The organism is Cupriavidus numazuensis, assembly GCF_905397435.1.
GTDB classification, from domain to species: domain Bacteria; phylum Pseudomonadota; class Gammaproteobacteria; order Burkholderiales; family Burkholderiaceae; genus Cupriavidus; species Cupriavidus numazuensis.
Genome location: NZ_CAJPVI010000004.1, coordinates 95,698 through 118,979, shown reverse-complemented (window position 1 = coordinate 118,979; position 23,282 = coordinate 95,698). Strand labels below are relative to the sequence as shown.

Sequence of the window (23,282 nt, the reverse complement as noted above, 5' to 3'; positions counted from 1 at the left end):
GCCCGCGGTATCGGGCCGCGCACGAACGGCCAAGCGTGGCACAGCGGATGGCGCGAGCGTTTGCCGCAGGTCAATGGGGCGCGGGCACTGCACCAATGGCGTAGGCCGACCGGTCTATGCCGCCCCGCGTTACGGACTGGTTTGCGCGTGGTCAAGTCCGCACGCCGGGTGGCTGGCTAGCATCTGCGCTGGCCGAATTCCCGCGCCGCCTACGCGGTGCCTGTGACATGACAACTTCCTCTTCCATGCGGGCGCGCCACCCGCAACTGGTGGCGCCCGCCGGCTCGCTTACCGCGCTGCGCGCGGCGCTCGAGCACGGCGCCGATGCCGTGTACCTCGGCTTGCGAGACGCCACCAACGCGCGCAACTTCGGCGGCCTCAACTTCACCGAGGCCGACATCCGCACCGGCGTGGCCGAAGCCCATGCACGCGATGCCGAGGTACTGTTCGCGATCAACACCTTCCCGCAGATGGGCGAAGTGGCAAAGTGGCACCGCGCCGTCGATGCAGCGGCGGATCTCGGCGCCGACGCGGTCATCATGGCCGATGCGGGACTCATGGCCTATGCATCCGAGCGTCACCCGCAACTGCGGCTGCACTTGTCGGTGCAGGGCTCGGCGACGCATGCCGATGCCATCGAACTGATGCGCGAGCGCTTCAACATCAAGCGCGTGGTGCTGCCGCGCGTGCTGTCGCTCGCGCAGATCGGCAAGCTTGCGCGGCAGACCAGCGTGGAGCTTGAAGTCTTCGGCTTCGGCAGCCTGTGCGTGATGGCGGAGGGCCGTTGCCTGCTGTCCTCGTATGCGACCGGCGATTCACCCAACAACAAGGGCGTCTGCTCGCCCGCGCATGCGGTGCGCTGGACCGAGCAGGACGGCACCATGCACGCGCGCCTGTCGGGCATCCTGATCGACAGCTACGCGCCCGGCGAGCCTGCGGGTTATCCGACGCTGTGCAAGGGGCGTTTCGAGGTGGAAGGCGAGCGCGGCTACGTGCTGGAAGAGCCTACAAGCCTCAACGCACTCTCTTTGTTGCCAGCGCTGATCGACATGGGCATCGCCGCCATCAAGATCGAAGGCCGTCAGCGCAGCCCGCGCTATGTGGCGGACGTGGTCGGCGTGCTGCGCGCCGCCATCGATGCAGCCTGCGCCGAGCCGGCGCGCTTCACGCCGCGCCAGGAATGGCAGGGCACGCTGGGCCGCCATGCCGAAGGCGATCAGGTCACGCAGGGCGCCTACGACAGGCCGTGGCGATGAGCGCGGCAACCTCTCAACCTCGGAGCCATTGATGCGGAATACCTCTACCCCCGGCGCGGCCAGCTTCGGCATTGCGCTGGGACCACTGCTGTACTACTGGCCGCGCGCGACGGTGATGCAGTTCTACGCCGACGTGGCGGAATCGGCCGTCGATCGCGTCTACCTGGGCGAGACCGTCTGCACGCGCCGCCACGAACTGCGCCATGCCCACTGGATCGAGATCGCGCAGATGCTGCGCGACGCCGGCAAGGAGGTGGTCCTGTCCACGCCGGTGCTGGTCGAGTCCGATTCCGATATCGCCCGCATGCGCCGTGTCTGCGAGCAGGACGACTACCTCGTCGAAGCCAACGACGTTGGCGCCGTTCGCTGCATGGGCGGTCGCCCGTTTGTCGGCGGCCCGCATCTCAACGTCTATCACGCCGATACGCTGGCGTGGCTGGCCAGCCTCGGCGCCAGGGGCTGCGTGATGCCGGTGGAGATGGACGGCCCCACGCTGGCCGCGCTATCGGCCGGGCGCTGCGCCGGCGTGGCGCAGGAAGTGCTCGCCTGGGGCCGCATGCCGCTGGCGTTCTCGGCGCGCTGCTTCACCGCGCGTCACCATCGTCTGCGCAAGGATGCGTGTGAATTCCGTTGTCTCGACTATCCGGATGGGCTCGTGGCTGCCACTGGCGAAGGTCAGGCCTTCTTCACGCTCAACGGCATCCAGACGCAGTCGGCCACGTGCCTGGATCTATGCGATCAGGCGTTGTCCATGGCGCATGTGGGCATCGATATGCTGCGCGTCAGCCCGCAGTCGACTGGCACGCTGGAAGCGGTGGCTGCGCTTGCGGCGATCCGTTCGGGCACATGCTCGCCCGCCCCCAGCGGCGTGGTGCCGGCCGGCGCCGAGCCCTGCAACGGGTACTGGCACGGGCGCCCGGGCATTGCGTGGGAGGAGCGGCCATGAGCGCACTGCAATTGCTGCTGGCCCGTGTGCATCGCCGTTTGCCAGGCCGTGCGCGCGCGTTGCCGCTGGTGTCGGCGTTGGAACTGGCACGTCGTGCCGGATGGTTGGAGCCGCCTGAGGCGCTCGACGGGCATACCTTCTTGTTGACGGTGACGGACCTCGGGCTTGATGTGCCTTTCCGTTGCGAGAATGGGCGGTTTCGGATGGGCGGTGGCAGTGGCACGCCGGAGCTGACGCTGCGCGCGTGCGTGCCGGATTACCTGCGGCTGCTGGCGGGGCAGTGTGATACCGATACGCTCTTTTTTCAGCGCAGGCTGGTGATCAGTGGGGATACGGCGTTGGGGTTGGAGGTGAAATACTGGCTGGATGCGGCGCCTCGGCCGGCGTGGCTTGGGTCGGTTGCTCGGCGGCTGGCGGCGGGGTTTGGGGGTGGGGGGGGAGGTTGAGTTGGCGATCTTGGCATGCGCTGCTGGTTTGGCGGCGTAGCCGGCGGGGGCTTCTCGTTTGGGCTGGGTTGTCGCTCTTCGCTGGCGCCGCTGTTTCGCCGGCGTAGCCGGCGAGTCACTTTTGTCCGAGCGACAAAAGTAACCAAAAACGCGTTTTGGTTGCCCCAAAGGGGCGAATTTTTATCGTAGTGTGCCAGGGGTGTTGTACGGGTATGGGCTTCAGAGTGATTTACGCTGCCTGCCGCGTGGGGCACCACCGTGAGTGGAAATACAGCGCTGATTGAACGAGCCCTGCAAGCGTCTGTGGCCCCTGCTGCGAGTGATATCGTGTGATCGCCTTCGGCTGCGCTGCGCGCAGGGCCCTAGTCTGAGCACACAGGCCCAGGGCAATCCACGCCTCGGGGACGGTGCCCCGCGCATGGCATGCCGAAGTAGAGAAAGGACCTTGGACGAACCTGGGCGCCAGCGACGTTGATGAGCTCGCCACCCGACGACGCCGTGCGCGCAGCGCAGCCGAAGGCGTCCCACCATTGACCTGATTGGAACGCTGTACCCGAGTCCGTCTTGGGGATCGTCCAAAAGCCGTGCCGCGCCAGGCACAGGTTCTGACTCACATGGCGTAGCAGGGTCGAACGGCTGACCACCGTGGCAGGCGTCCAAAGCCGTTTGAACCCCTGCCGCCGTGGAATTGATGGCCAGCGGCAACGACGCGCTTTTCTGCCTACTCTTTTGTCGCTCGGACAAAAGAGTAGGTCGCCGGCTACGCCGGCGAAACAGCGGCGCATGCCAAGAGCGACACCCCAGCCTAAACCAGACGCCCCGCTGGCTACACCGCCAAACCAGAGGCGCCAGCCAAGAACAACAACCCCCCTTACTTACACCCCAACCTCTTAGCCAACTTATGCAAATTACTAGCATCCACCCCCAGTTCCCGCGCAGCCCGCGCCCAATTCCGCCCATGAACCCTTAGCGCATGCTCGATGCATTCCCGCTGAGTCTGCTCTACGGCATCGCGCAACGTGACGCCTGCGGCCAGCGTCGCACGGGTATGCACCGCTGACGGCGCGCTCTCCACGTCTACGACGGACGCTTCCGATGGCAGTGCCGGACTATCCAGGTCAAGCAGATCCGCCTCCAGCGTCACGATGTCATTCCGGTTGGCCCCCCGGCTCACTGACCGCAGCGCCGCACGGCTCACCACATGCTCCAGCTCTCTCACATTGCCGGGCCAGCGGTACCGGCGCAGCGCGTCCTGCGCGCCCGGCGACAGGCGCAGGCTGCGCATGCCGAGCCGTGCGCGGTTCAGTTCGAGGAAGCGGCCGGCCAGTAGCAGCACGTCGTTGTCACGTTCGCGCAGCGGCGGAATGGGGATCGGATAGACCGACAGCCGGTGATACAGGTCGGCGCGGAACGAGCCGTCCCGTACATGCTCGCGCAGGTTACGGTTTGTCGCGGCGATCACGCGCACGTCCACGCGGCGCGGCTTGTCGGAGCCCAGCCGCTGGATCTCGCCGTTCTGCAGCGTGCGCAGCAGCTTGGCCTGGATCGCCAACGGCAGTTCACCGACCTCATCGAGGAATAGCGTGCCGCCGTCAGCAGCCTCGAAGCGGCCCGGACGCTCGCCGGTGGCGCCCGAGAACGCGCCTTTGACGTGGCCGAACAGCTCGCTCTCGGCGAGCGACTCCGGCAGCGCGGCGCAGTTCACGTGGACCAGCGGACGGTCGCGCCGGCGCGACAGGCGATGCAGCCTGTGTGCGAACAGCTCCTTGCCGACACCGGTCTCCCCAAGCAGCAGCACCGGCAGTTCCGAATCGGCCACCACATCCAGTTCATGCAGCAGCCCTGTGATGGCCTCGCTCTGGCCGATGATCTCGCCCTCGTCCGGCGGCAACTCATTGTCGGGTGTCTTGCCGCGCGACAGTTGCAGCGCGCGGATGTCCGCCTCCAGCCGCGTGGTGCGGATGGCGGCCTCGACCAGCAGCGTCAGTCCGTCCAGCTCGGCCTGTGCGGCATCGTCGAAGGTGCCGACCTGCAGGGCATCCAGCGTGAGCACGCCCCAGGCGCGACCCTCAAGCTCAAGGCGGATGCCCATGCAGTCATGCACGGGCAGAGGCTCGCCCACATGTTCGTCGATGAGACCGTCGTAGGGATCGGGCAACACGCTGTCATGGTGGAAGCAAGTGACACCGCGCCGCGCGAGGATGGCGCCGAGCCGCGGATGCAGTCCCACCGCAAAGCGGCGCCCCAGCGCGTCGCGGACGAGCCCGTCCACTGCCACGGGCCGCAAGTGCTCCTCTTCCAGCCGCAGGAGTGCCACGGCACCGCAACGGAAACACGCGCGCAGCGCGCTCACCAGCCGCTGCAGGCGAACCGCGTGCGGCAGGTCGGCTGCCAGGTCCGCCAGGAGTTCCGAATAGATACCACGCCGGATTAGGGTCATAAATACCTTGATGGGTAAATTGCACCACAACTTTAACCGGGTGAATTATACCTTGACTAATCTAACCTAATGATTTTATTGGAAGAAAATCTGGCACGGTACTCGCGTAGTGATCTGCGACACATTTGAGAAGGAGCACATCATGCGCTTGCAAGACCAGCCTCTGGGCCAACTGGCCCGCCGGATTCCTGGTGCCACCGGCATCTTCCACGACTATGACCTCGACTTCTGCTGCGGGGGCAAGCAGACGCTGCGCGATGCCGCGTTCGCCAAGGGACTCGACGCCGATGCCATCGAAACACGCCTGCAGACCTTGCAGCGCGACAGCGAGCCCGCGCAGACCGACTGGGGCACGGTGCCGCCGGCGTCGCTGATTGCCCACATCCTGACGCGTTTCCACGAGCGCCATCGCGAGCAGCTTCCGGAACTGATCCGCCTGGCTCGCCGCGTCGAGCATGTGCACGGCGACCGGCCGGATTGCCCGGTCGGCCTGGCCGACCACCTGGTGGCGATGCGCAGCGAACTGGAAGCCCATATGCAGAAGGAAGAGCAGATCCTGTTCCCGATGCTCGCGCGCGGGCTGCAAGTGGCCGCCACGGCGCCGATCCGGGTGATGCGCATGGAGCATGACGATCACGGTGAAGCGCTGCAGCGCCTGGCCTCGCTGACCAACGACATCACGCTGCCGCGCGCGGCCTGCAACACCTGGCGCGCGCTGTACCTGGGCCTGCGCACGCTGCGCGAAGACCTGATGGAACACATCCACCTGGAAAACAACATCCTGTTCGAGCCGGCCGCCGCGGTCGCCGCGAACGACTGAGTCCCCCGGACACATCCCCCAGGAAACTTACCAATAAGCGAGCCTCATCATGGGTCCCTATCGCAGACTCTGGTTCCTGCTGATCGCCGTGCTGGCGGTCACGTTCTCCCTGCTCGGCTACTACGGTGTCGAGGTCTACCGGCAAGCGCCGCCGATACCGGCGAAGGTCGTGGCCAGCGATGGCCGCGCGCTGTTCACCGGCGACGATATCCTCGATGGCCAGACCGCCTGGCAATCGGTCGGCGGCATGCAGCTCGGCTCCATCTGGGGCCACGGCGCCTACCAGGCGCCGGACTGGACCGCCGACTGGCTGCATCGCGAGCTGACCGCGTGGCTGGACCTGGCGGCGCAGAAGCAGTACAGCCGGCCTTACGCGAAGCTCGACGGGCCGACGCAAGCCGGCTTGCGCGAGCAACTGCGCGCCGAGTACCGCGGTAACCATGCCGACGCACAGACCGGCGTACTGACCGTCTCGCCGCTGCGCGCGCAAGCCATGGCGCAGACCGCCAGCTACTATGACCGCCTGTTCTCCGACTCGCCCGACCTGCACACGAGCCGCGAGCACTTCGCGATGAAGGAGAACACGCTGCCGAGCGCCGAACGCCGCGTGCAGCTCACGCACTTCTTCTTCTGGACGGCATGGGCCGCATCCACGTCGCGTCCGGGGCACGAAGCGACCTACACCAACAACTGGCCGCATGAGCCGCTGATCGGCAATCAACCAACCAGCGAAAACGTGGTGTGGTCGGTGGTCAGTGTAGTGGTGTTGCTGGCTGGCGTTGGCCTGCTGGTGTGGGCATGGGCGTTCCTGCGCGGGCAGGAAGAGAACCTGCCGCAAGCGCCGACGCGCGATCCGCTGCTCGCCGTGCCGCTCACGCCGTCGCAACGCGCGCTGGGCAAGTACCTGTTCCTCGTCGTCGCACTGTTCGTGTTCCAGGTATTCCTGGGCGGCTTCACCGCGCACTACACGGTCGAGGGCCAGAAGTTCTACGGGCTCGATGTCTCGCAGTGGTTCCCGTACTCGCTGGTGCGCACGTGGCACATCCAGAGCGCGCTGTTCTGGATCGCCACAGGCTTCCTGGCCGCGGGGCTGTTCCTCGCGCCGCTGATCAACGGCGGCAAGGACCCGAAGTTCCAGCGCCTCGGCGTGAATGTCCTGTTCTGGGCGCTTGTCGTCGTGGTGGTCGGCTCGTTCACGGGCAACTACCTGGCGATCGCGCAGATCCTGCCGGCAAACCTGAACTTCTGGCTGGGCCATCAAGGTTATGAGTATGTGGACCTGGGCCGCCTGTGGCAGATCGGCAAGTTCGCGGGCATCCTGATCTGGCTCGTGCTGATGATGCGCGGCATCTGGCCGGCGCTGCGTACGCGCGGCGGCGACAAGAACCTGCTTGCGCTGCTGACCTCGTCAGTCGTCGCGATCGGGTTGTTCTATGGCGCCGGCCTGGCCTACGGCGAGCGCACCAGCCTGACGGTGATGGAGTACTGGCGTTGGTGGGTGGTCCACCTTTGGGTCGAGGGCTTCTTCGAAGTGTTTGCTACGACGGCGCTGGCGTTCGTGTTCTGCACGCTCGGCCTGGTATCGCGCCCGATGGCGACGGCTGCCAGCCTGGCCTCTGCATCGCTGTTCATGCTGGGCGGTATCCCGGGCACGTTCCACCACCTGTACTTTGCCGGCACCACCACGCCGGTGATGGCGGTCGGTGCCGCGTTCAGCGCGCTGGAAGTAGTGCCTTTGATCGTGCTTGGCCATGAAGCCTGGGACAACTGGCGCCTAAAGGATCGTGCGCCGTGGATGGCCGACCTGAAGTGGCCGCTGATGTGCTTCGTGGCGGTGGCGTTCTGGAACATGCTTGGCGCCGGCGTATTCGGTTTCATGATCAACCCGCCGATCTCGCTGTACTACGTGCAGGGCCAGAACACCACGCCGGTACACGCGCACGCTGCACTGTTCGGGGTCTATGGCTTCCTGGCCCTGGGCTTCACGCTGCTGGTGCTGCGCTATGTGCGGCCGGCCTACCGCCTGAGCCCGGCGCTGATGAAGACCGCGTTCTGGGGCATGAACGCGGGCCTCGTGCTGATGATCGGCACCAGCCTGCTGCCCGTCGGCATCATCCAGTTCCTGGCGAGCGTGGAATACGGGACATGGTATGCGCGCAGCGAAGCGTTCATGCAGCAGCCGATCCTGCAGACATTACGTTGGGTGCGGACGTTCGGTGATGTGGTGTTTATTGTTGGAGCCGTGTCGTTTGCGCTGCAGGTGGTGTTGGGGCTGGCTAACCGGACGGTCGTGGCGGATGCGCGGGCGGTGGGGTTGGAGGTGGCTGGGAGGTGAGGGGTGGGGTTTTGGTCTTGGCCAGCGCCGGTGTATCGCCGGCGTAGCCGGCCGGGGCTTGTCGTTTGGGCTTGGTTATCGCTCTTCGCTGGCGCTGCTGTTTCGCCGGCGTAGCCGGCGAGTCACTTTTGTCCGAGCGACAAAAGTAACCAAAAACGCGTTTTGGTTGCCCCAAAGGGGCGAATCTTTATCGTAGTGTGCTGAGGGTGTTGTACGGGTATGGGCTTCAGAGTGATTTACGCTGCCTGCCGCGTGGGGCACCACCGTGGTCAGAATTACAGCGCTGATTGAACGAGCCCTGCAAGCGTCTGTGGACCCTGCTGCGAGCGATATCGTGTGATCGCCTTTGGCTGCGCTGCGCGCAGAGCCCTAGTCTGAGCACGCAGGCCCAGGGCAAACCACGCCTCGGGGACGACGCCCGCGCATGGCATGCCGAAGTAGAGAAAGGACCTTGGACGAACCTGGGCGCCAGCGACGTTAATGAGCTCGCCTCCCGACGACGACGACGTGCGCGCAGCGCAGCCGAAGGCGTCCCACCACTGACCGTGTTGAAACGCTGTACCCGAGTCCGTCTTGGGGATCGTCCAAAAGCCGTGCCGCGCCAGGCACAGGTTCTGACTCACATGGCGTAGCAGGGTCGAACGGCCGACCACCATCGCTGGCGTCCAAAGCCGTTTGAACGACTGCCGCCGTGGAATTGATGGCCAGCGGCAACGACGCGCTTTTTGGTTACTTTTTGTCGCTCGGACAAAAAGTGACTCGCCGGCTACGCCGGCGAAACCGCGGCGCCAGCCAAGAGCGACACATCAACCCCAACCACAAAGCCCCCGCCGGCTACGCCGGCGAACCAGCGGCGCCAGCCAAGAGCGACAACCCACGCTCATTCAAAACGGCCTCTCCCCCATAATCGTCGCCCGCTCCATCCTCCTCGGTGCCGGCCAGTAATCACTAACCGCATAGTGCTGCGTGGCCATGTTGTCCCAGATCGCCACGCTGTTCGGCCGCCAGCGGAAACGCACCTGGTACTCCGGAATCGCTGCCTGGCTCAGCAGGTAGTTCAGCAGCAGGCTCGCGCCAGGCGTCTTGTCCTGTCCGAAGCGCACGTTCTCCGGCGTGTGGTAGTTGATGAAGTGCGTCGAGAACGGCGTCACATACAAGATTTTCTCGCCGGTGTCCGGATGCGTCCTGACCACCGGATGATCGACCAGCGGATGCTTGCGCACCAGTTCCTCGCGCTCCTCGGTCGACATGATCGCGCCAAACGAATGCTCGATGCCGTGCTTGGCGCGCAGCCCTTCGATCTTCTGCTTGATCTCTTCGGGCAGGTTCTTGTACGCGTCGACCATGTTCACCCAGATCGTGTCGCCGCCAACATCCGGGCAGGAGATGCAACGCAACACCGCACCCCTGGGAGGATTCGCGCGCCACGAGGCATCGCTGTGATAGGTGTTCTCGAAATGGTCCCGCTTCTCGCTTTTGACGATCTCGATAAGACCCGGATAGCCTGGAACCGTATTGGCGACGGGGTGGTCCTCGAGGTCGCCGAAGCGCTTCGCGAACGCGACATGATCATCGCGCGTGATTTCCTGGTCGCGAAAGAACAGCACGCGGTGCTTGAGCAACAGAGCCTTGATCTCCGCGTACAGGGAATCGTCGCGCGCGACATCGGCGAGACTCACGCCGGTCAGTTCGGCGCCGATCGAACAGGTAAGGGGGTTGACTTGCATGGTGGCTACTCGTTGAAGGTCTGAATGTCAGCAGTCAGTCAGCGGCTAGTCAGCCGTGAGCACGATCTTGCCCATGTGCTGGCTGCTCGCGATATAGGCATAGGCTTCGCCAATCGAAGCCATCGGGAAGGTCTTGTCGATCGGCAGGCGCAGCCTGCCTCCGCGGAAGAACGGCAGCAGGTCGCGTGCGCAGGCCTGGATGCAATCGAGGCGTTCCTGCTCGGTGCGCGTGCGGAAGGTTGCGCCGATCAGCTTCAGGCGGTTCTGCCACAGCAGGTTCAGGTCGAGTTGCGCGGTGCTGGCGCCACCAAGGCGGGCGAGGTTGACGAGCCTCCCTTTCACCGCAAGGCTCCTGACATGGTCTTCGAAGACCGTGCCGCCGACCGTGTCGATGATGATGTCCACGCCGCGCCTGTCGGTGGCTGACATGATGGCGTCCACCTGGGAGTCCGTGGACGCATTGACGCCGACGTTGACGCCGAAGTCCGCCAGGCGTTCGAGCTTTGCGGCGGATCGCGACGATGCGATCACGGGCCGCGCGCGCATCGTTGCCGCGATCATGATTGCGGCCATGCCCACGCCGCCCGAGGCGCCGTTGACGAACACCGATTCGCCGGCCTTCAGTTCGCCGTTGCTGACCAGCGCATCGTGGGCGGTGATGAAGACATTGGGAAATGCGGCGGCATCGACCCATGACACATCGTCGGGCACGGCCATCAGCGCCAGCGGGGCCGCGACCACATATTGCGCATGGCAGCCGCGGCCATGGCCCATGACGCGGTCGCCTTCACGCCATTGGCTCACCTGTTCGCCGACGCGCACGACCTCTCCCGCGAATTCGACACCGGCGGTCATCGGGTTACCGCTCCGATGCTCGCGCATGTACTTGATCTCGCCGTAGTTGAGGCCGGACGCGCGAACGCGGACCAGGACCTCGTTGGCGCCGGGCCGAGGAACGGGGATATCCCGCACCTCAAGCCGACCACCGTCGGCGCCGGCTATGACTTGTGCCGCTTTCATGCCTTCTCCTTTGCTTTCCCCTGCATGGCAGGGCGTTGGCTGGATTGTCGGCAGGGCGGGCATTCATCGCTTGACGGGCGGCGCCACAACTTGGCCTATCGCGTCAGGCGTGCGGACCGTGCGTACAAAGCTCTGGCGCACGCGGGCGCCGGGAAGCAAAGCGGGAGCGGGGCGCCGTCAGGCCGACGGCGCAAAGAAGGGATGTATCGGGACGGGTGGCGCGATCAGTGATCCGTGCCGGCACGCCAGCGCGTCGGCGGCATGCCGAACTGGGAACTGAACCAGCGCGAGAAGGTGCTGACTTCCGCGAAGCCAACCAGCATCGCCACCTGGGAGACGGGGTAGCGGCTATCCGCGAGATAGCGGCTGGCCAGCCCGCGCCGGACTTCGTTGACGAGCGAAGAGAACTCTTGCCCTTCCTGTCCGAGTCGGCGTTGCAGGGTCCGCGCGCTCATGCCGAGCTGCTGGCCGACCTGCTCGATGCTGCCTTGTCCGCGCGGCAGCAGCATATGCACCGAACGGCGGACATTGGATGCCGTGGAAATCTTGCGGCCGCGCGGGTGCTGGTCGAGGAACTCCCTGGCGTAGCGCGCGAGATTTACATCGCCAAGCGGATTGGGACGATCGAGATCGTGCCGATCCAGCACGATGCCATCGAAGTCGCTGCCGAACTCGACGTTCGTGCCGAACAGCCGGCGATGCACGTGCAGGTTCGCGGGCGCGCCATGCGAGAAATGCACGCTGCGCGGCTTCCACTTTCCGCCGAGCATCGATTTCATCAGGCACAGCATCGCGCCGATCGACAGCTCGACCGGCTGGCGCCCGGGAGTCGGGCGGTCGGTGATCAACTGCAGCCGGACGATGGCGACAGCATCGGCTTCCTCGACATGGACGAGCACGGACTCGCTCAGCAGGTGGCGGTACGTCTCGAGCTGGCCAAGTGCGTGGCGCAAAGTCGGCTGGTGCTGCAGCAGCAGGCTGATCGGGCCGAAATCGGACAGGCGCCACGACTCGGCCATCAGCAATCCGACCGCCGCGCCGCTGGACGCCTGCTCGGAGGCATCGAGTACATTCGCCAGCCAGGGTTCCGGAACATGGAGGTCCGGCGAAACGATGCAGGAGCGGTCCGCCCCGACATGACGGATCATGCGCTCCGGGTCGACGCTGAGCGTGCGTGCGATCTCGGAGAACTTGACCAGTAGGGCGCTGCGAATCAGGGTGCTCATGTGATGGCTCAGGGGACGATTCCGTGGCTTGCGGCGCGCCGTTGCGACGCCGCGGTGCCGTCACTCAAGGTATTCAGGCACCCGGGGCGTGTCAACCTTCAGCACTCCGGAGCTATCGTAAACACCTAGCCATCACACTGGACGGGCTTAGCGCGTCTTGCGCAGATAGCCCTGTGTGCCCCCGTTGCGGTTCGGCGCAAAGCCATTGGCCTGCAGCGACTCTTCCACGGTGTCGTAGAACACGCCGATCCTGCTGATCTCGCGCGCCTCTTTGGCCGTAGCGATCTCGCGGCCGAACTCGTGCGAGATGCGCACGAGTTGCTCGATCTGCTTCACGGTGCTCATCTTCGCTGTGCGCTTCTGGTTCCACAGCACGTCCTCGGTCCCGCAACGCACATGCAAGCCCATGGCAATGCCCATCATGTTGACCGGCAGCACGTTGCGCACATTGCTCTCCACGGTCACCACCGCGCCGTCGGGCACGCCGCGCATGAAATTGCCGAGGCTGTAGACGTTGGGTGTGTCCATGCCGCCGCCGATGGCGACCCAGTTCATCACCAGCGGGCCCTTGTAGAAGCCGCGCCGCATCAGGCGTTCCACCGACTCGAAGCTGTTCGTGTTGTAGCACTGGAACGCGCTCTGGATGCCCTTGGCCGTCAGGCGGCGGACGTGTTCCTCGACCCAGCCAGGCTGCGCGGGCACTGTCATTTCCTTGTAGGCGTGGAAGATGGCCGGGTTCTCGCGCGAGGTGCCCTCGAAGTCGGCATCCTCGGCATGGTCGGTGACGTTCATCTGCGAGGTGTTGACCGTGACCGTCACCTGATCCGGCGTGGGCTCCAGGTCGGCCAGCATGTGCCGGGTGTCGTCGGACAGCCATTTGGCGGCCTGGCCCTCGTTCTCCGGTGCGAACGAGATCGAGCCGCCCACCTGGATGATCATTTCCGGCACCGCCTTGCGCACGCCGGCGACCAGCTCGTTGAACTTGGACAGGCGCTTGCTGCCCTTGCCATCGAGTTCGCGTACATGCAGGTGCAGCACGGTGGCGCCCGCGTTGTAGCAATCGACTGCCTTCTGGATCTGCGCTTCCATCGTGACCGGGATGTCCTCGGGGAAATCGGAAGGCAGCCAGCCCGGCGCATACGGTGCGGCGGTGATGATCAGCGGTTGCTGGTTTTCCGGGAAAAGATGGCCGTCGAGAAAGTTCATGGTGGTCTCCAGGGGGGAAGGGCTGCTGTCGTTGCCAGGAGTTGCCGCCTCGCATGGCGTGCAGCGTGTGTCTCCTGTTCCCGGCTTCGATCCGGTGCGTCGAGTATCGGATTCATCGACCCGCCCGGACTTGCTTATCCGGGACAATCGTTTGCTTTTTTGGGGCGGCGCAGGCCGGGCATGCCAGCCGGACAGACTTGTCACCATCGGCACAAATCTGTCGCGCGATGCCAAGCGCGGGCGGAATCGGCCCCGCAGAATGCGCTGCAAGGCCATTTCAGCGCCACGCCACGGCATCGGAGATGCCGGGCGCAGGAACAAGAGACCCCCAAGGAATTGCCATGAAGCCGTTCACCAGGATTGCGCGCCATACGCTGGCGTTGATGACTGCCACCGTTTCGCTGCTGCCGGCCGCACAGCCGGCCAAGGCCGCGGACTGGCCAACCAAGCCCGTGCGGATCCTCGTCGGGGCGCCCCCCGGCGGGACCGCCGACATTGTGGCGCGCCTCTTCGCGCATGAACTGCAGCGTCCGCTCGGACAGCCTGTGATCGTCGACTACAAGGCCGGCGCAGCGGGAACCATCGGCGTACACGGCCTGCTGTCCGCGCCGCGCGACGGGTACACCTTCCTGCTGATCCAGAAGGGCATTGCCGCGGAAGTGCCGCACGTCATGAAGGTGTCGTTCGATCCCTTCAAGGATCTGATCCCGATCGCGCAGCTGACCCGCCAGGGCCTTGTGCTGGTCGGCAAGCCGGGCCTGCCGGCGAAGAACCTCGCTGAACTGATCGCCTATATCAAGGCGAACCCGGGCAAGATCGACTACGCGAACTACGGCGCTGGCTTGCGCGGGCAGACCATTGGCGTGCAGTTCAACCGACTGGCGGGACTGACCACAGGCGCGGTGAGCTACAAGGGATCGCCGCCCGCATTGCAGGACGTCATGGGCGGCCATGTGCCGCTGATGTTCGACGGCCCGGCCACGTCGCTGCCGTTCATCAAATCAGGCCAGCTGAAGGCGTTCGCCATTGCCTACCCGAAGCGCATCGCCGCGCTGCCCGATGTCCCGACGTTCACCGAGCTGGGATACCCCGATCTCAAGGAAGTGAGCTGGATGGGCCTGTGGTCCGCGCCGGGCGTACCGTCTGCGATCGTCACGAAGGTGCGCGAGGCGCTGCTCAAGGCGATGCAATCGCCGGATGTCAGGAAGAAGATTGAGGACCTTGGCATGGAGGTCGGTTCGGCGGCCACCACCGAGGAGCTGGTCAAGGACGTGCGCGAATCCTACGAACGCCAGGGCAAGCTGCTGCGCTCGATCGACTTCAAGCCGGAGTGATCGTGCAGACGCCCAGCGTCGGCAAGCTGATCCGCAGCGCGAGCCTGAACGGCTACATCGAACTGGTGGAGTCGCTCGGGCTGGACGCCTACGCGTTCCTGCGCGGAGTCGGATTGTCGGCGCGGCTGCTGGAAGACCCGGAACGGCTGATTCCGAGCCATGCCGTTCGCGAACTGCTCGAAGTCACGGCGGGCGCCACCGGCGTGGAAGACTTCGCACTGCGGCTCGCGGGCCGGCGCACGTTCTCGAACCTCGGGCCGATCAGTCTGGTGCTGAAGGAAGAGCCGACGCCGCGGCAGGCGCTCGAAACGCTGTGCCGCTACCTCAAGCTGCTCAGCGCGTCGCTGATCACGCGTATCGAGGACAGCGGCAACACCGTGATCGTCCGCGAGGAACTCCTGCCGAGCCCGGGGCTTGCCACGCGGCAGGCGATGGAACTCGCCGTGGGCGTCAAGTTTCGCATCCTGCGCGAGCTGATCGGGCCGCGGTGGCGGCCTGTCGAGGTGTGTTTCACGCATCGTGCCCCGCTCGATGTATCGGCGCATCGTGCCTTCTTCGGTTGCAAGCCGATGTTCAACCAGTCGTTCAATGGGTTGGTCTGTGCGGCTGTGGACTTGCAGGTGGCACGAACCACGGAGAACCCCGGCGCGGCGCGCTTTGCTCGCGACTATCTGGAGACAGCGCTGCGACAGCGTGGTGAAGGGATTCGCGAATCGTGCCGGGAGTTGATTCTGGCGCTGCTGCCGGGTGGGCGATGTACTGCGCAGCTGCTGGCGCACCATCTGCGCGTCGATCGTCGCACGCTATACCGGTATCTCAATGCGGAAGGGGTGACGTTCTCAGAGTTGCTCAATGAAGTGCGGGCGGAGTTGGTGATACGCCATCTGCAGGAAAGTGACCTGCCGGTGGGCGAGGTCTCGGCATTGCTTGGATTTTCTGCGCAAAGCTGTTTTAGTCACTGGTTTCGGATGATGTTTGGGTGTAGTGCGGGGGAGTGGAGGAGGGGGGCTGGGACTAGGCTTGGGTTGTCGCTCTTGGCTGGCGCCGCGGTTTCGCCGGCGTAGCCGGCGAGTCACTTTTTGTCCGAGCGACAAAAAGTAACCAAAAAGCGCGTCGTTGCCGCTGGCCATCAATTCCACGGCGGCAGGGGTTCAAACGGCTTTGGACGCCTGCTACGGTGGTCAGTGGTTCGACCCTGCTACGCTATGTGAGTCAGAACCTGTGCCTTACGCGGCACGGCGTTTGGACGATCCCCAAGACGGACTCGGGTACAGCGTTTCAATTGGATCAGTGGTAGGACGCCTTCGGCTGCGCTGCGCGCACGGCGTCGTCGGGAGGCGAATTCATCAACGTGGCTGGCGCCCGAGTCCCGATTTCAGTTCCAGTTCCCGATGTCCTGCCTCTACGCGCATGCAATGCGCCCAAGGCTTCGTCACCGAGGCGCCGTTCGGGTCAGACCTTCGCAGTCTTACTCCCAGCCGCGCGTAGCGCAGCCGTAGGCGTCCCCGTGATGTCCTGATTAGAAGGGACCACTCCGTAATCCGGGTTCGCTCGTACGCGCTGTCCCATCCTAATCATCTACGCGGCAGGCAGTCCAGCGGTCCTCTGATGCAACAATGGCATTGGGCTCTCGATTGACCACGTAAACGCGCTTTTGCCTCCTTTTGTCGCTCGGACAAAAGGAGGTCGCCGGCTACGCCGGCGAAACAGCAGCGCATGCCAAGAGCGATAACCAAGCCCGAACGACAAGCCCCCGCCGGCTACGCCGTTGAAACACCACCGCCGGCCAAGAACAAGAACCCCTAATGCACAAATCCCCCCTTAACAAACCTGACCCGCTCCGCATCCATCTTCAACAACAACGCCGTCAGCCCATCCAGGCCCGCCAGCCCACGGCTCTCCCGCGCAGGCGTCCCTGATTTACAGACCATATCCGCCTCTGACCATCCCCGTTCCCCGGGCGCCCCGCGCGCTCGCAGCCAGCCATCGCGATCCGCCAATAGCTCCGTTCCGCCCAGCTTGTCGATCGACACCCCGGCGATCCGCGCAAATGCGCCCCACGCTTGCGAGGACGCGGCCACGCAGTCGGCGCGAAGCTGAGGAATGTCTCGTGGCACGGTGCCGTCACGCGTAAGCAGCAACGTCTGGAACCGGGGATCCAGCCCCGGCAGCGATTGCGGATCGCCATCAAAGGCAACTACGCGTACACGCTGACCACCACGCCACTGTGCCAGCGTAAGCGGCGCGTCGTCTCCACACCGTACTGGCGTATCCGGCAACAACAGCGGCGTCGGCCAACTGCCGTTGGCAACCGCCCCAGTGCCAGCTGCCAGTGCCTTCATGTAGTCGAGCACCGCCCAGGTATCGGCATCGCTGATTGCGCCACCAAACGCTGGCATGGTTGCCTGCCCCCGAGCATCCCGCATGCCATCCACGACATGCCAGAACAAATCGCCATCCGCCCGGCGGGCGAGCAAGGGGCTCACCAGCGTCGGCGGCCACCGCGAGAGTGATGCCGCCAGCGGCCCTTCACCGCGCCCATCCTCGCCGTGGCAGGCGGCGCAGTGATGCGCGTAGACCTCGGCACCACGCGCAATCGCATTGACCGAGAATCCGGTCGGACTCGTGTGGAAGCTGGTCGGCGCTGCGGCGCTGAGCAAAAGCGAAGGCGATGGCCACGGGGCGAGGATCAATGCGAGTGCGGCCACGGCCAGCAGTACGCCACGATGTCGGCGCCATGCCACCGCAAGGACTACCAGCACCAGGGTCACGGCCAACACACCAAGCGACCAGGCAAGCTGGCGCGCCAGGCCGAGATCGATCAGCAGCGTTTCCCCGGCGATGCGCCGCGCCCACGGCCAGGCGGGCTGGCCGTGGCTGTCGCCGGTCAGACCCAGCGCGTGCCAGAGCTGCAGCAGTGCGAGCTGGGCATCCTGTAGCAGGACAAGCAGGGTATTGAGCCACGCCTGCGCGGGCAGGCCGTTCATGGGCGCGCCCGCCCTTCAAACTGCGACATCATTACCAGCTTGCGTCCAGTCCCAGATGCCGAAGCGCTTCGTGCCGCAGTGCCGTCAGGCGCGGGTCGCCGCGATGGCGCGGGTAGGGCAGGTCGACGGTCAGCTCGGCGCGGATCTTCGCCGGGCGGTCGCTGAAGATGATCACGCGTTGTGCCAGGAACAGCGCTTCTTCCACGTCATGCGTGACGAGCAGTGCCGAGAAGCCGGAGCGTTGCCACAGTTCGACGAGATCGCTCTGCATGGCGAGCCGCGTCAGCGAGTCAAGCTTGCCGAGCGGTTCGTCGAGCACGAGCAGGCGCGGATCATTGACGAGCGCGCGCGCCAGCGCCACGCGCTGTGCCATGCCACCCGAGAGCTGGTGCGGAAACGCGCGGTCGAACGATTCGAGGCCAACGCGCTTGAGCGCGGCATCGACGCGATGGCGTTCCTGTTTGAGAATGCCGCGTGCCTGCAGCCCGAGCGCGACGTTGTCCCACACGCGGCGCCACGGGTACAGCGTCGGGTCCTGGAACACGACGATGCGCGACGGATCGGGGTCGGTGATGGGCACGCCGTCCTGCAGCAGCTCGCCGCTGACGGGCGTGTCAAGGCCCGCGACGAGGCGTAGCAGCGTGGACTTGCCGCAGCCGCTTGGGCCCAGCAGCGCGACGAATTCGCCGGGCTCGACCGCAAGGTCCACGCTGTCGAGTACCTGAAGGCGGCTTTCGCCGCTGCCGAACCAGTGGCTGACGTTGCGGATATCGATGCGCGCGCCGGTGCCCGTCGCGGCATGGTCGGGCGCGGAAACGGGGCGTTCAGCAACGGCTACCATTTGACGGTTCCTTTCTGCCACGACAGCGCACGGTCGCGCACGGTGAACAGCAGCGTGATGACGCCGGAGAAGAGCAGCGCCATTACGATCAGCGCGGCATACATGTTGACGTACGAGGCCCAGCCCTGTGCCCACGTGAGATACCAGCCGAGGCCAGATTTCACGCCCATCATCTCGGCCGTCACCAGCACGGAGAACGATGCCCCGAGGCCCATGAACAAGCCCACGAACACTTGCGGGAGTGCAGCGGGGATCGCCACGCGCAGCACCAGGAACCAGCCCGATGCGCCCATCGTTCGTGCGACGTCGTAGTAGCTCTTGCTGACACTCGCGACGCCGGACCAGCTCAGCACCGCGACCGGAAAGGCCGTGGCCAGCGCGATCAGGAATACGGCTGCCGAGTAGCTCGACGGGAAGAAGTAGAACGTCAGCGGCAACAGTGCGGTGGACGGCAACGGGCCGAGCACGCGCAGCACAGGATGCACCCAGTAGCCGATACGGCGCGACCAGCCGATCGACACGCCGATCAGGAAGCCCGCAACGCCGCCATAAGCCACACCGAGACCGAGCAGCCTGAGCGTGTTGAGCGCGCTGTCGCCGAGCCGGGGCCAGTCGTCGACATAGACCTCGATCAGCGCCTGCGGCGGCGCGAAGAATGGCGTGGGCAGAGTCCCTGTCTTGGCAGTCAGGATCTCCCACCCGGACAGCACCACGGCCAGTGCAATCAGCCATGGTCCGGCCGCGTGCAGCTTCGCGAGCGTGCCGCGCGGCAGCGGCGCGCGCGGTCCCGCAAGCGCGATCAGTGCCAGCAGCGCGGCGGCGGCCAGCGCGGCGATGCCGAGTTCTTCGGTGTAGGCCCAGTCGGAGAAGCCCGCGACCTTGTTCGGCCAGCGCCACGTGATGGCGCCGAACGCGGCCCATGCGATGGCGGCAGCGATGCCGGTCGGCCACGGCCGCCATGTGGTGCGCGACTCCGGCGTGGCAGCACCGCGCGCGAGCGCCGGCGCCAGTGCGGATTGGCTTGTGCTCATGCTGTTACCCCAGGACATTGGCGTAGACATGCTGCGCCAGTCGTTTGGCATCGGTCGACTTCTTGAGCACGCCGATGCGGCGGAAATCGTCGGCGTAGAACGCGATCTCTTCCTGCAGGTCCACGCCGGTCGGGTGGTGCGTGTAGGTCAGCGTCGCATAGAGTTTGCGCAGGTCATCGGGGTTGATCTTGGGCGAGTACTTGGCGAAGATCCTGGCGGCCTCGTTCGGGTTTTCGTTGACGAACTCCGTGGCCTGCACGATCGCACGCGCGAGCGATGCCGCCGCGGGGCGGTCATTGCGCACCAGTTCGCCGCGCGCACCGACCACGCAGCAGACCTTGCGCGCGTATTCGCCGGTCAGGTTGGTGGCGAGTTCGACGTAGGCACCGTTGGTGCGTTTTTCCAGCAGGTAGAGGTTGGGATCGCCGTCAGCAATCGCCTGGATCTCGCCCTTGTCCACCGCCACGCCAAGCAGGTCGGCCGGGTACTGGCGCCACGTGATGTCCTTGTCCGGATCGATGCCATGCTTGGCGAGCAGGATCGTGAAGAAGTGCTTGCCCGGCGCGGCCAGGTCGCTCACGCCGACGGTCTTGCCCTTTAGCTGCTGGAGGTTGGTGACGCCGGCCGCCTTCGCTCCGACCAGCCGCACGCAACCGCCGTGCGAGCTGCCGATGATCTTGACGTCGAAGCCTGCTTCGAGCGGCTTGAGCCAGCGGTGGATCATGCCGATCGCGGCATCGGCCTTGCCGGTCGCGATCGATTCGAGCAGCTGGTCAGTCGAGCCGCTGTAGTTGATCAGATCGACCTGCAGGCCGTTCTTCTCGAAGAACCCGCGTTCCTGCGCGACCACGACGGGCGTCAGGCAGAACGAGTTCTGGTTCCACGCGAAGGTCAGCTTGCGCGGCGCGGACCAGGCCTGCCGGCCGAGGATCAGCGCGGGCGCGGCGATGGCCGCGGCACCGGCGGCGCGCAGCACGCGGCGGCGGCTTACGCCGCCGGCGGGTTGGGTAAGGATGCGGTTCTGGCTCATGGATTCGGCTCCCCGTTTTCGTTGTGTCGTTGTGGTTGGGTCAGTCCGGCGGGTCAGTGACGACGGCTCGCGCTCAGGCGGCTTTGCGATTTCGCTGCTGCTGCGCATCGCGCTGCGCGACCAGCTCACGCACGCGCGGAATCAGTTCGCGGCCGTAGTCGACGACGTCTTCAAGCGGATCGAAGCCGCGGATCAGGAAGGTCGTGACGCCGAGGTCGTAGTACTCCAGCAGCGCTTCGGCCACTTGCTCGGGCGTACCGACGAGGCCCGTAGAGTTCGAACGTCCGCCAGTCTCGCGCGCGATCGCGGTCCACAGGCGCTGGTCGACGCGGTCGCCCTGTTCTGCCGCCGCGAGCAGGCGGCGCGCGCCTTCGCTTTGCTGCGGGCCGCCGCGGCTGTAGCCCTGCTGCACGCGCAGCGCGCGGGTGCGCTCGAGAATGCTGTCGGCGCGGGCCCAGGCCTTCTCCTCGGTCTCGGCCAGTACCGGACGGAACGACACCGAAAAGCGCACCTCGCGGCCATGCTTCGCGGCTTCGGCGCGCACACGTGTGGTCAGATCGCGCACCTGGTCGAGCGATTCGCCCCACAGCGCATACACGTCGGCATGCTTGCCGGCGACCTTCAGCGCCGCCTCGGATGCGCCGCCGAAATAGATCGGCACATGCGGCTTCTGTGCCGGCTTGACCTCGGAGAAGCCATTGCTGAAGCGGTAGTACTTGCCTTCGTGGTCGAACGGCTTGTCCTCGGTCCAGATGCGGCGCAGGATGCCGAGGTACTCGTCGGTGCGCGCGTAGCGTTCGTCGTGGTTCAGGTAGTCACCATCGCGCTTCTGTTCGTCGTCGGAGCCACCCGAGATGAAATGCACGCCGAGCCGGCCGCCGCTGAACTGGTCGAGCGTGGCGATCTGGCGCGCGGCCAGCGTCGGCGCGGTGAAGCCCGGGCGATGGGCCAGCATGAAGTGGATGCGTTCGGTGACCGTGGCCGCATAGGAGATCGTCAGCGTCGCCGACGGGCCGGTGGAATGGTGCGGCACCAGGATGCGGTCGAAGCCGGCCTGTTCATGGGCCTGCGCGAATGCACGTACGTAGTCTCGGTCGATCACCGGGCCCGTGGGGCTGTGGATTTCGGACTGCTTCTGGCTCTGGATCATGCCGATGATATCGACGCTCATGCGAATTTCTCCTGAATGGAAGGGCACAACGTAGCGCTTGCGCAGACGGCGCAAGGCGATGTGCAAAGGAAGAGACGACAAAGGGACAGGGCCACAACGTACGCCCAAACGCCGCGCGGCCGAACGAATAAAAACGACAGACCATATGCAGGATGCGTCGTTATCGAAATGGCGCGGTGGCGGTACGCTATGTGGCATTCAAAGGCGATGCGCGCTCGCGCACCGCCCCTTGCCAGGAATCCACCATGTCCCTGTCTTCCTTGCGCCGGCTGCCAAGCAGCGAGGCGCTGCTCGGCGATGTGCTCGCGCAGTTGACGCCGCGCCTTGCGGCGACCGCCGCGCAGCACGACGCCGCCGCGAGCTTTCCGCACGAGAACTTCGCGCTGCTGCACCAGTACGGTTTGATTTCTCAGGTAGTGCCGCGCGCGCATGGCGGCGGCGGAGCCGGGCTGGCCGAGGCGCGCCGCATCATCGGCGCGGTCGCCGGCGGCGATCCTGCCACCGCGCTGGTGCTGACCATGACCTATCTGCAGCATCGCGCGATCGGCCGTGCCGATACGCACTGGACCGAAGCGGTACGCCGACAGGTGTTCGCGAGTGCGGTCGAAGACGGCGGACTGATCAATTCGCTGCGCGTCGAGCCGGACCTTGGCTCGCCTGCACGCGGTGGCTTGCCCGGCACCGTTGCCACGCGCGTGGCGAACGGATGGCGGCTTAGCGGCCGCAAGCTGTACAGCACCGGCATTCCGGCATTGCGCTGGCTGTCGGTCTGGGCACGCACCGACGAGCCACAGCCGCGCGTGGGGGTGTTCCTCGTGCCCCGGCCCGTGAGGGACACGGCGGGGATCCGCATCGTGGAGAACTGGAACCACATGGGCCTGCGCGCGTCGGGCAGCCATGAAACCGTGCTCGACAATGTGTGGATTCCGCCCGAAAACGCCGTCGACATCCGCGAGCCTTCGGCGTGGGCGCCGGCAGGTGCGAGCCAGGCCGATGTCGATGCCAATGCCGACCAGCAGGCCTGGATGGTGGTGCTGCTCGGCAGCCTCTATGACGCCGTGGCGCGTGCGGGCTTCAACTGGATTCGCGCCTTTGTGCGGGAGCGGACACCCGGTAGCCTTGGCGCGCCGCTCGCGACGCTGCCACGCGTGCAGGAAGCGATCGGCGAGATAGCGGCGCTGCTGCATGCCAGCCAGGCGCTGCTCGAAGATGCCGCGGCGCGCACCGACGCCGGCACGCCGCCGACACCGACCGACAGCGGACTGTTAAAGTTCACGGTGACGGGCAATGCGATCCGCGCGGTGGAGCTGGCGCTGCAGCTGTCGGGCAACCACGGCCTGAGCCGCAACAACCCGCTGGAGCGCCATTACCGCGACGTGCTGTGCAGCCGCATCCATACGCCGCAGAACGATTCGATCCTGGTGGCAGCGGGCCGCGTGGCGCTCGGACAATGACATATCAGGAGA

The 23,282-nt window shown here is 65.6% G+C and carries 18 protein-coding genes; 8 read left to right on the top strand and 10 right to left on the bottom strand.

What is annotated here, in order from left to right; genetic code table 11:
* The first annotated feature begins 227 nt into the window (after positions 1–227).
* Genes ubiU through ubiT form a run of 3 tightly spaced genes read left to right on the top strand, consistent with a single transcriptional unit; the run spans position 228 to position 2,648 of the window.
* Positions 228–1,256, top strand: a complete 1,029-nt coding sequence (gene ubiU / locus KHO41_RS05150) for a ubiquinone anaerobic biosynthesis protein UbiU (RefSeq protein ID WP_244873715.1) — start codon at positions 228–230, stop codon at positions 1,254–1,256.
* 31 nt (positions 1,257–1,287) lie between these two features.
* Positions 1,288–2,202, top strand: a complete 915-nt coding sequence (locus KHO41_RS05145) for a U32 family peptidase (protein ID WP_211952232.1) — start codon at positions 1,288–1,290, stop codon at positions 2,200–2,202.
* Positions 2,199–2,648: a ubiquinone anaerobic biosynthesis accessory factor UbiT gene (ubiT, locus tag KHO41_RS05140; protein ID WP_211952231.1), complete on the top strand. Its 450-nt coding sequence runs from the start codon at positions 2,199–2,201 to the stop codon at positions 2,646–2,648. Before KHO41_RS05145 ends, ubiT begins: the two co-directional genes overlap by 4 nt.
* A gap of 871 nt (positions 2,649–3,519) precedes the next feature.
* Here ubiT and norR read toward each other — a convergent pair.
* The gene (gene norR, locus KHO41_RS05135; RefSeq protein WP_211952230.1) at positions 3,520–5,088 is read right to left on the bottom strand and encodes a nitric oxide reductase transcriptional regulator NorR; all 1,569 of its coding nucleotides are present in this window, start codon (positions 5,086–5,088) and stop codon (positions 3,520–3,522) included.
* Positions 5,089–5,230: 142 nt separating this feature from the next.
* Between norR and ytfE the strand changes: the two genes are divergently transcribed.
* Together ytfE and KHO41_RS05125 are read left to right on the top strand one after the other, a co-directional pair.
* Positions 5,231–5,908 (top strand): iron-sulfur cluster repair protein YtfE, encoded by a 678-nt coding sequence (gene ytfE, locus KHO41_RS05130; RefSeq protein WP_211952229.1) that lies wholly within the window; start codon positions 5,231–5,233, stop codon positions 5,906–5,908.
* A gap of 49 nt (positions 5,909–5,957) precedes the next feature.
* The gene (locus tag KHO41_RS05125; RefSeq protein WP_211952228.1) at positions 5,958–8,243 is read left to right on the top strand and encodes a nitric-oxide reductase large subunit; all 2,286 of its coding nucleotides are present in this window, start codon (positions 5,958–5,960) and stop codon (positions 8,241–8,243) included.
* Positions 8,244–9,127: 884 nt separating this feature from the next.
* On the opposite strand, the gene KHO41_RS05120 is transcribed toward KHO41_RS05125, so the two are convergent.
* The 4 genes from KHO41_RS05120 to KHO41_RS05105 all read right to left on the bottom strand — a co-directional run bounded on the left by KHO41_RS05120 (position 9,128) and on the right by KHO41_RS05105 (position 13,422).
* Positions 9,128–9,970, bottom strand: a complete 843-nt coding sequence (locus KHO41_RS05120; protein ID WP_211952227.1) for a TauD/TfdA dioxygenase family protein — start codon at positions 9,968–9,970, stop codon at positions 9,128–9,130.
* Between the two features lie 45 nt (positions 9,971–10,015).
* Positions 10,016–10,990, bottom strand: a complete 975-nt coding sequence (locus tag KHO41_RS05115; RefSeq protein ID WP_211952226.1) for a quinone oxidoreductase family protein — start codon at positions 10,988–10,990, stop codon at positions 10,016–10,018.
* A gap of 224 nt (positions 10,991–11,214) precedes the next feature.
* Positions 11,215–12,216, bottom strand: a complete 1,002-nt coding sequence (locus KHO41_RS05110; RefSeq protein ID WP_211952225.1) for an AraC family transcriptional regulator — start codon at positions 12,214–12,216, stop codon at positions 11,215–11,217.
* Positions 12,217–12,363: 147 nt separating this feature from the next.
* Positions 12,364–13,422, bottom strand: coding sequence for a BKACE family enzyme (locus KHO41_RS05105; RefSeq protein ID WP_211952224.1), 1,059 nt, complete (start codon positions 13,420–13,422; stop codon positions 12,364–12,366).
* Positions 13,423–13,763: 341 nt separating this feature from the next.
* On the opposite strand from KHO41_RS05105, the gene KHO41_RS05100 reads away from it, so the two are divergent.
* A complete protein-coding gene (locus tag KHO41_RS05100) occupies positions 13,764–14,756 on the top strand; it encodes a Bug family tripartite tricarboxylate transporter substrate binding protein (RefSeq protein WP_211952223.1) in 993 nt (330 codons plus the stop codon).
* A gap of 2 nt (positions 14,757–14,758) precedes the next feature.
* A complete protein-coding gene (locus tag KHO41_RS05095) occupies positions 14,759–15,820 on the top strand; it encodes an AraC family transcriptional regulator (RefSeq protein WP_211952222.1) in 1,062 nt (353 codons plus the stop codon).
* 738 nt (positions 15,821–16,558) lie between these two features.
* Here the strand turns inward: KHO41_RS05095 and KHO41_RS05090 are convergent.
* From KHO41_RS05090 to KHO41_RS05070, 5 genes are all read right to left on the bottom strand, one after another.
* Complete coding sequence (locus KHO41_RS05090) at positions 16,559–17,743, bottom strand: c-type cytochrome (protein ID WP_211952221.1); 1,185 nt, start codon at positions 17,741–17,743, stop codon at positions 16,559–16,561.
* Between the two features lie 31 nt (positions 17,744–17,774).
* Positions 17,775–18,584, bottom strand: coding sequence for an ABC transporter ATP-binding protein (locus KHO41_RS05085; RefSeq protein WP_211952220.1), 810 nt, complete (start codon positions 18,582–18,584; stop codon positions 17,775–17,777).
* Positions 18,578–19,615 carry an ABC transporter permease gene (locus KHO41_RS05080; RefSeq protein ID WP_211952219.1) on the bottom strand — a complete coding sequence of 346 codons (1,038 nt, stop codon included), beginning with the start codon at positions 19,613–19,615 and terminating at the stop codon, positions 18,578–18,580. Before KHO41_RS05080 ends, KHO41_RS05085 begins: the two co-directional genes overlap by 7 nt.
* Positions 19,616–19,619: 4 nt before the next feature.
* Complete coding sequence (locus KHO41_RS05075; protein ID WP_211952218.1) at positions 19,620–20,645, bottom strand: ABC transporter substrate-binding protein; 1,026 nt, start codon at positions 20,643–20,645, stop codon at positions 19,620–19,622.
* A 73-nt stretch (positions 20,646–20,718) separates the two neighbouring features.
* The gene (locus KHO41_RS05070) at positions 20,719–21,816 is read right to left on the bottom strand and encodes an LLM class flavin-dependent oxidoreductase (RefSeq protein ID WP_211952217.1); all 1,098 of its coding nucleotides are present in this window, start codon (positions 21,814–21,816) and stop codon (positions 20,719–20,721) included.
* A 245-nt stretch (positions 21,817–22,061) separates the two neighbouring features.
* On the opposite strand from KHO41_RS05070, the gene KHO41_RS05065 reads away from it, so the two are divergent.
* Positions 22,062–23,270 carry an acyl-CoA dehydrogenase family protein gene (locus tag KHO41_RS05065; protein ID WP_211952216.1) on the top strand — a complete coding sequence of 403 codons (1,209 nt, stop codon included), beginning with the start codon at positions 22,062–22,064 and terminating at the stop codon, positions 23,268–23,270.
* Positions 23,271–23,282: the final 12 nt, after the last annotated feature.

Bases quoted from the DNA above. Each gene is read 5' to 3' on its own strand.
- ubiU (WP_244873715.1), top strand. From the start codon at position 228: ATGACAACTTCCTCTTCCATGCGGGCGCGCCACCCGCAACTGGTGGCG.
- KHO41_RS05145 (WP_211952232.1), top strand. From the start codon at position 1,288: ATGCGGAATACCTCTACCCCCGGCGCGGCCAGCTTCGGCATTGCGCTG.
- ubiT (WP_211952231.1), top strand. From the start codon at position 2,199: ATGAGCGCACTGCAATTGCTGCTGGCCCGTGTGCATCGCCGTTTGCCA.
- norR (WP_211952230.1), bottom strand. From the start codon at position 5,088: ATGACCCTAATCCGGCGTGGTATCTATTCGGAACTCCTGGCGGACCTG.
- ytfE (WP_211952229.1), top strand. From the start codon at position 5,231: ATGCGCTTGCAAGACCAGCCTCTGGGCCAACTGGCCCGCCGGATTCCT.
- KHO41_RS05125 (WP_211952228.1), top strand. From the start codon at position 5,958: ATGGGTCCCTATCGCAGACTCTGGTTCCTGCTGATCGCCGTGCTGGCG.
- KHO41_RS05120 (WP_211952227.1), bottom strand. From the start codon at position 9,970: ATGCAAGTCAACCCCCTTACCTGTTCGATCGGCGCCGAACTGACCGGC.
- KHO41_RS05115 (WP_211952226.1), bottom strand. From the start codon at position 10,990: ATGAAAGCGGCACAAGTCATAGCCGGCGCCGACGGTGGTCGGCTTGAG.
- KHO41_RS05110 (WP_211952225.1), bottom strand. From the start codon at position 12,216: ATGAGCACCCTGATTCGCAGCGCCCTACTGGTCAAGTTCTCCGAGATC.
- KHO41_RS05105 (WP_211952224.1), bottom strand. From the start codon at position 13,422: ATGAACTTTCTCGACGGCCATCTTTTCCCGGAAAACCAGCAACCGCTG.
- KHO41_RS05100 (WP_211952223.1), top strand. From the start codon at position 13,764: ATGAAGCCGTTCACCAGGATTGCGCGCCATACGCTGGCGTTGATGACT.
- KHO41_RS05090 (WP_211952221.1), bottom strand. From the start codon at position 17,743: ATGAACGGCCTGCCCGCGCAGGCGTGGCTCAATACCCTGCTTGTCCTG.
- KHO41_RS05085 (WP_211952220.1), bottom strand. From the start codon at position 18,584: ATGGTAGCCGTTGCTGAACGCCCCGTTTCCGCGCCCGACCATGCCGCG.
- KHO41_RS05080 (WP_211952219.1), bottom strand. From the start codon at position 19,615: ATGAGCACAAGCCAATCCGCACTGGCGCCGGCGCTCGCGCGCGGTGCT.
- KHO41_RS05075 (WP_211952218.1), bottom strand. From the start codon at position 20,645: ATGAGCCAGAACCGCATCCTTACCCAACCCGCCGGCGGCGTAAGCCGC.
- KHO41_RS05070 (WP_211952217.1), bottom strand. From the start codon at position 21,816: ATGAGCGTCGATATCATCGGCATGATCCAGAGCCAGAAGCAGTCCGAA.
- KHO41_RS05065 (WP_211952216.1), top strand. From the start codon at position 22,062: ATGTCCCTGTCTTCCTTGCGCCGGCTGCCAAGCAGCGAGGCGCTGCTC.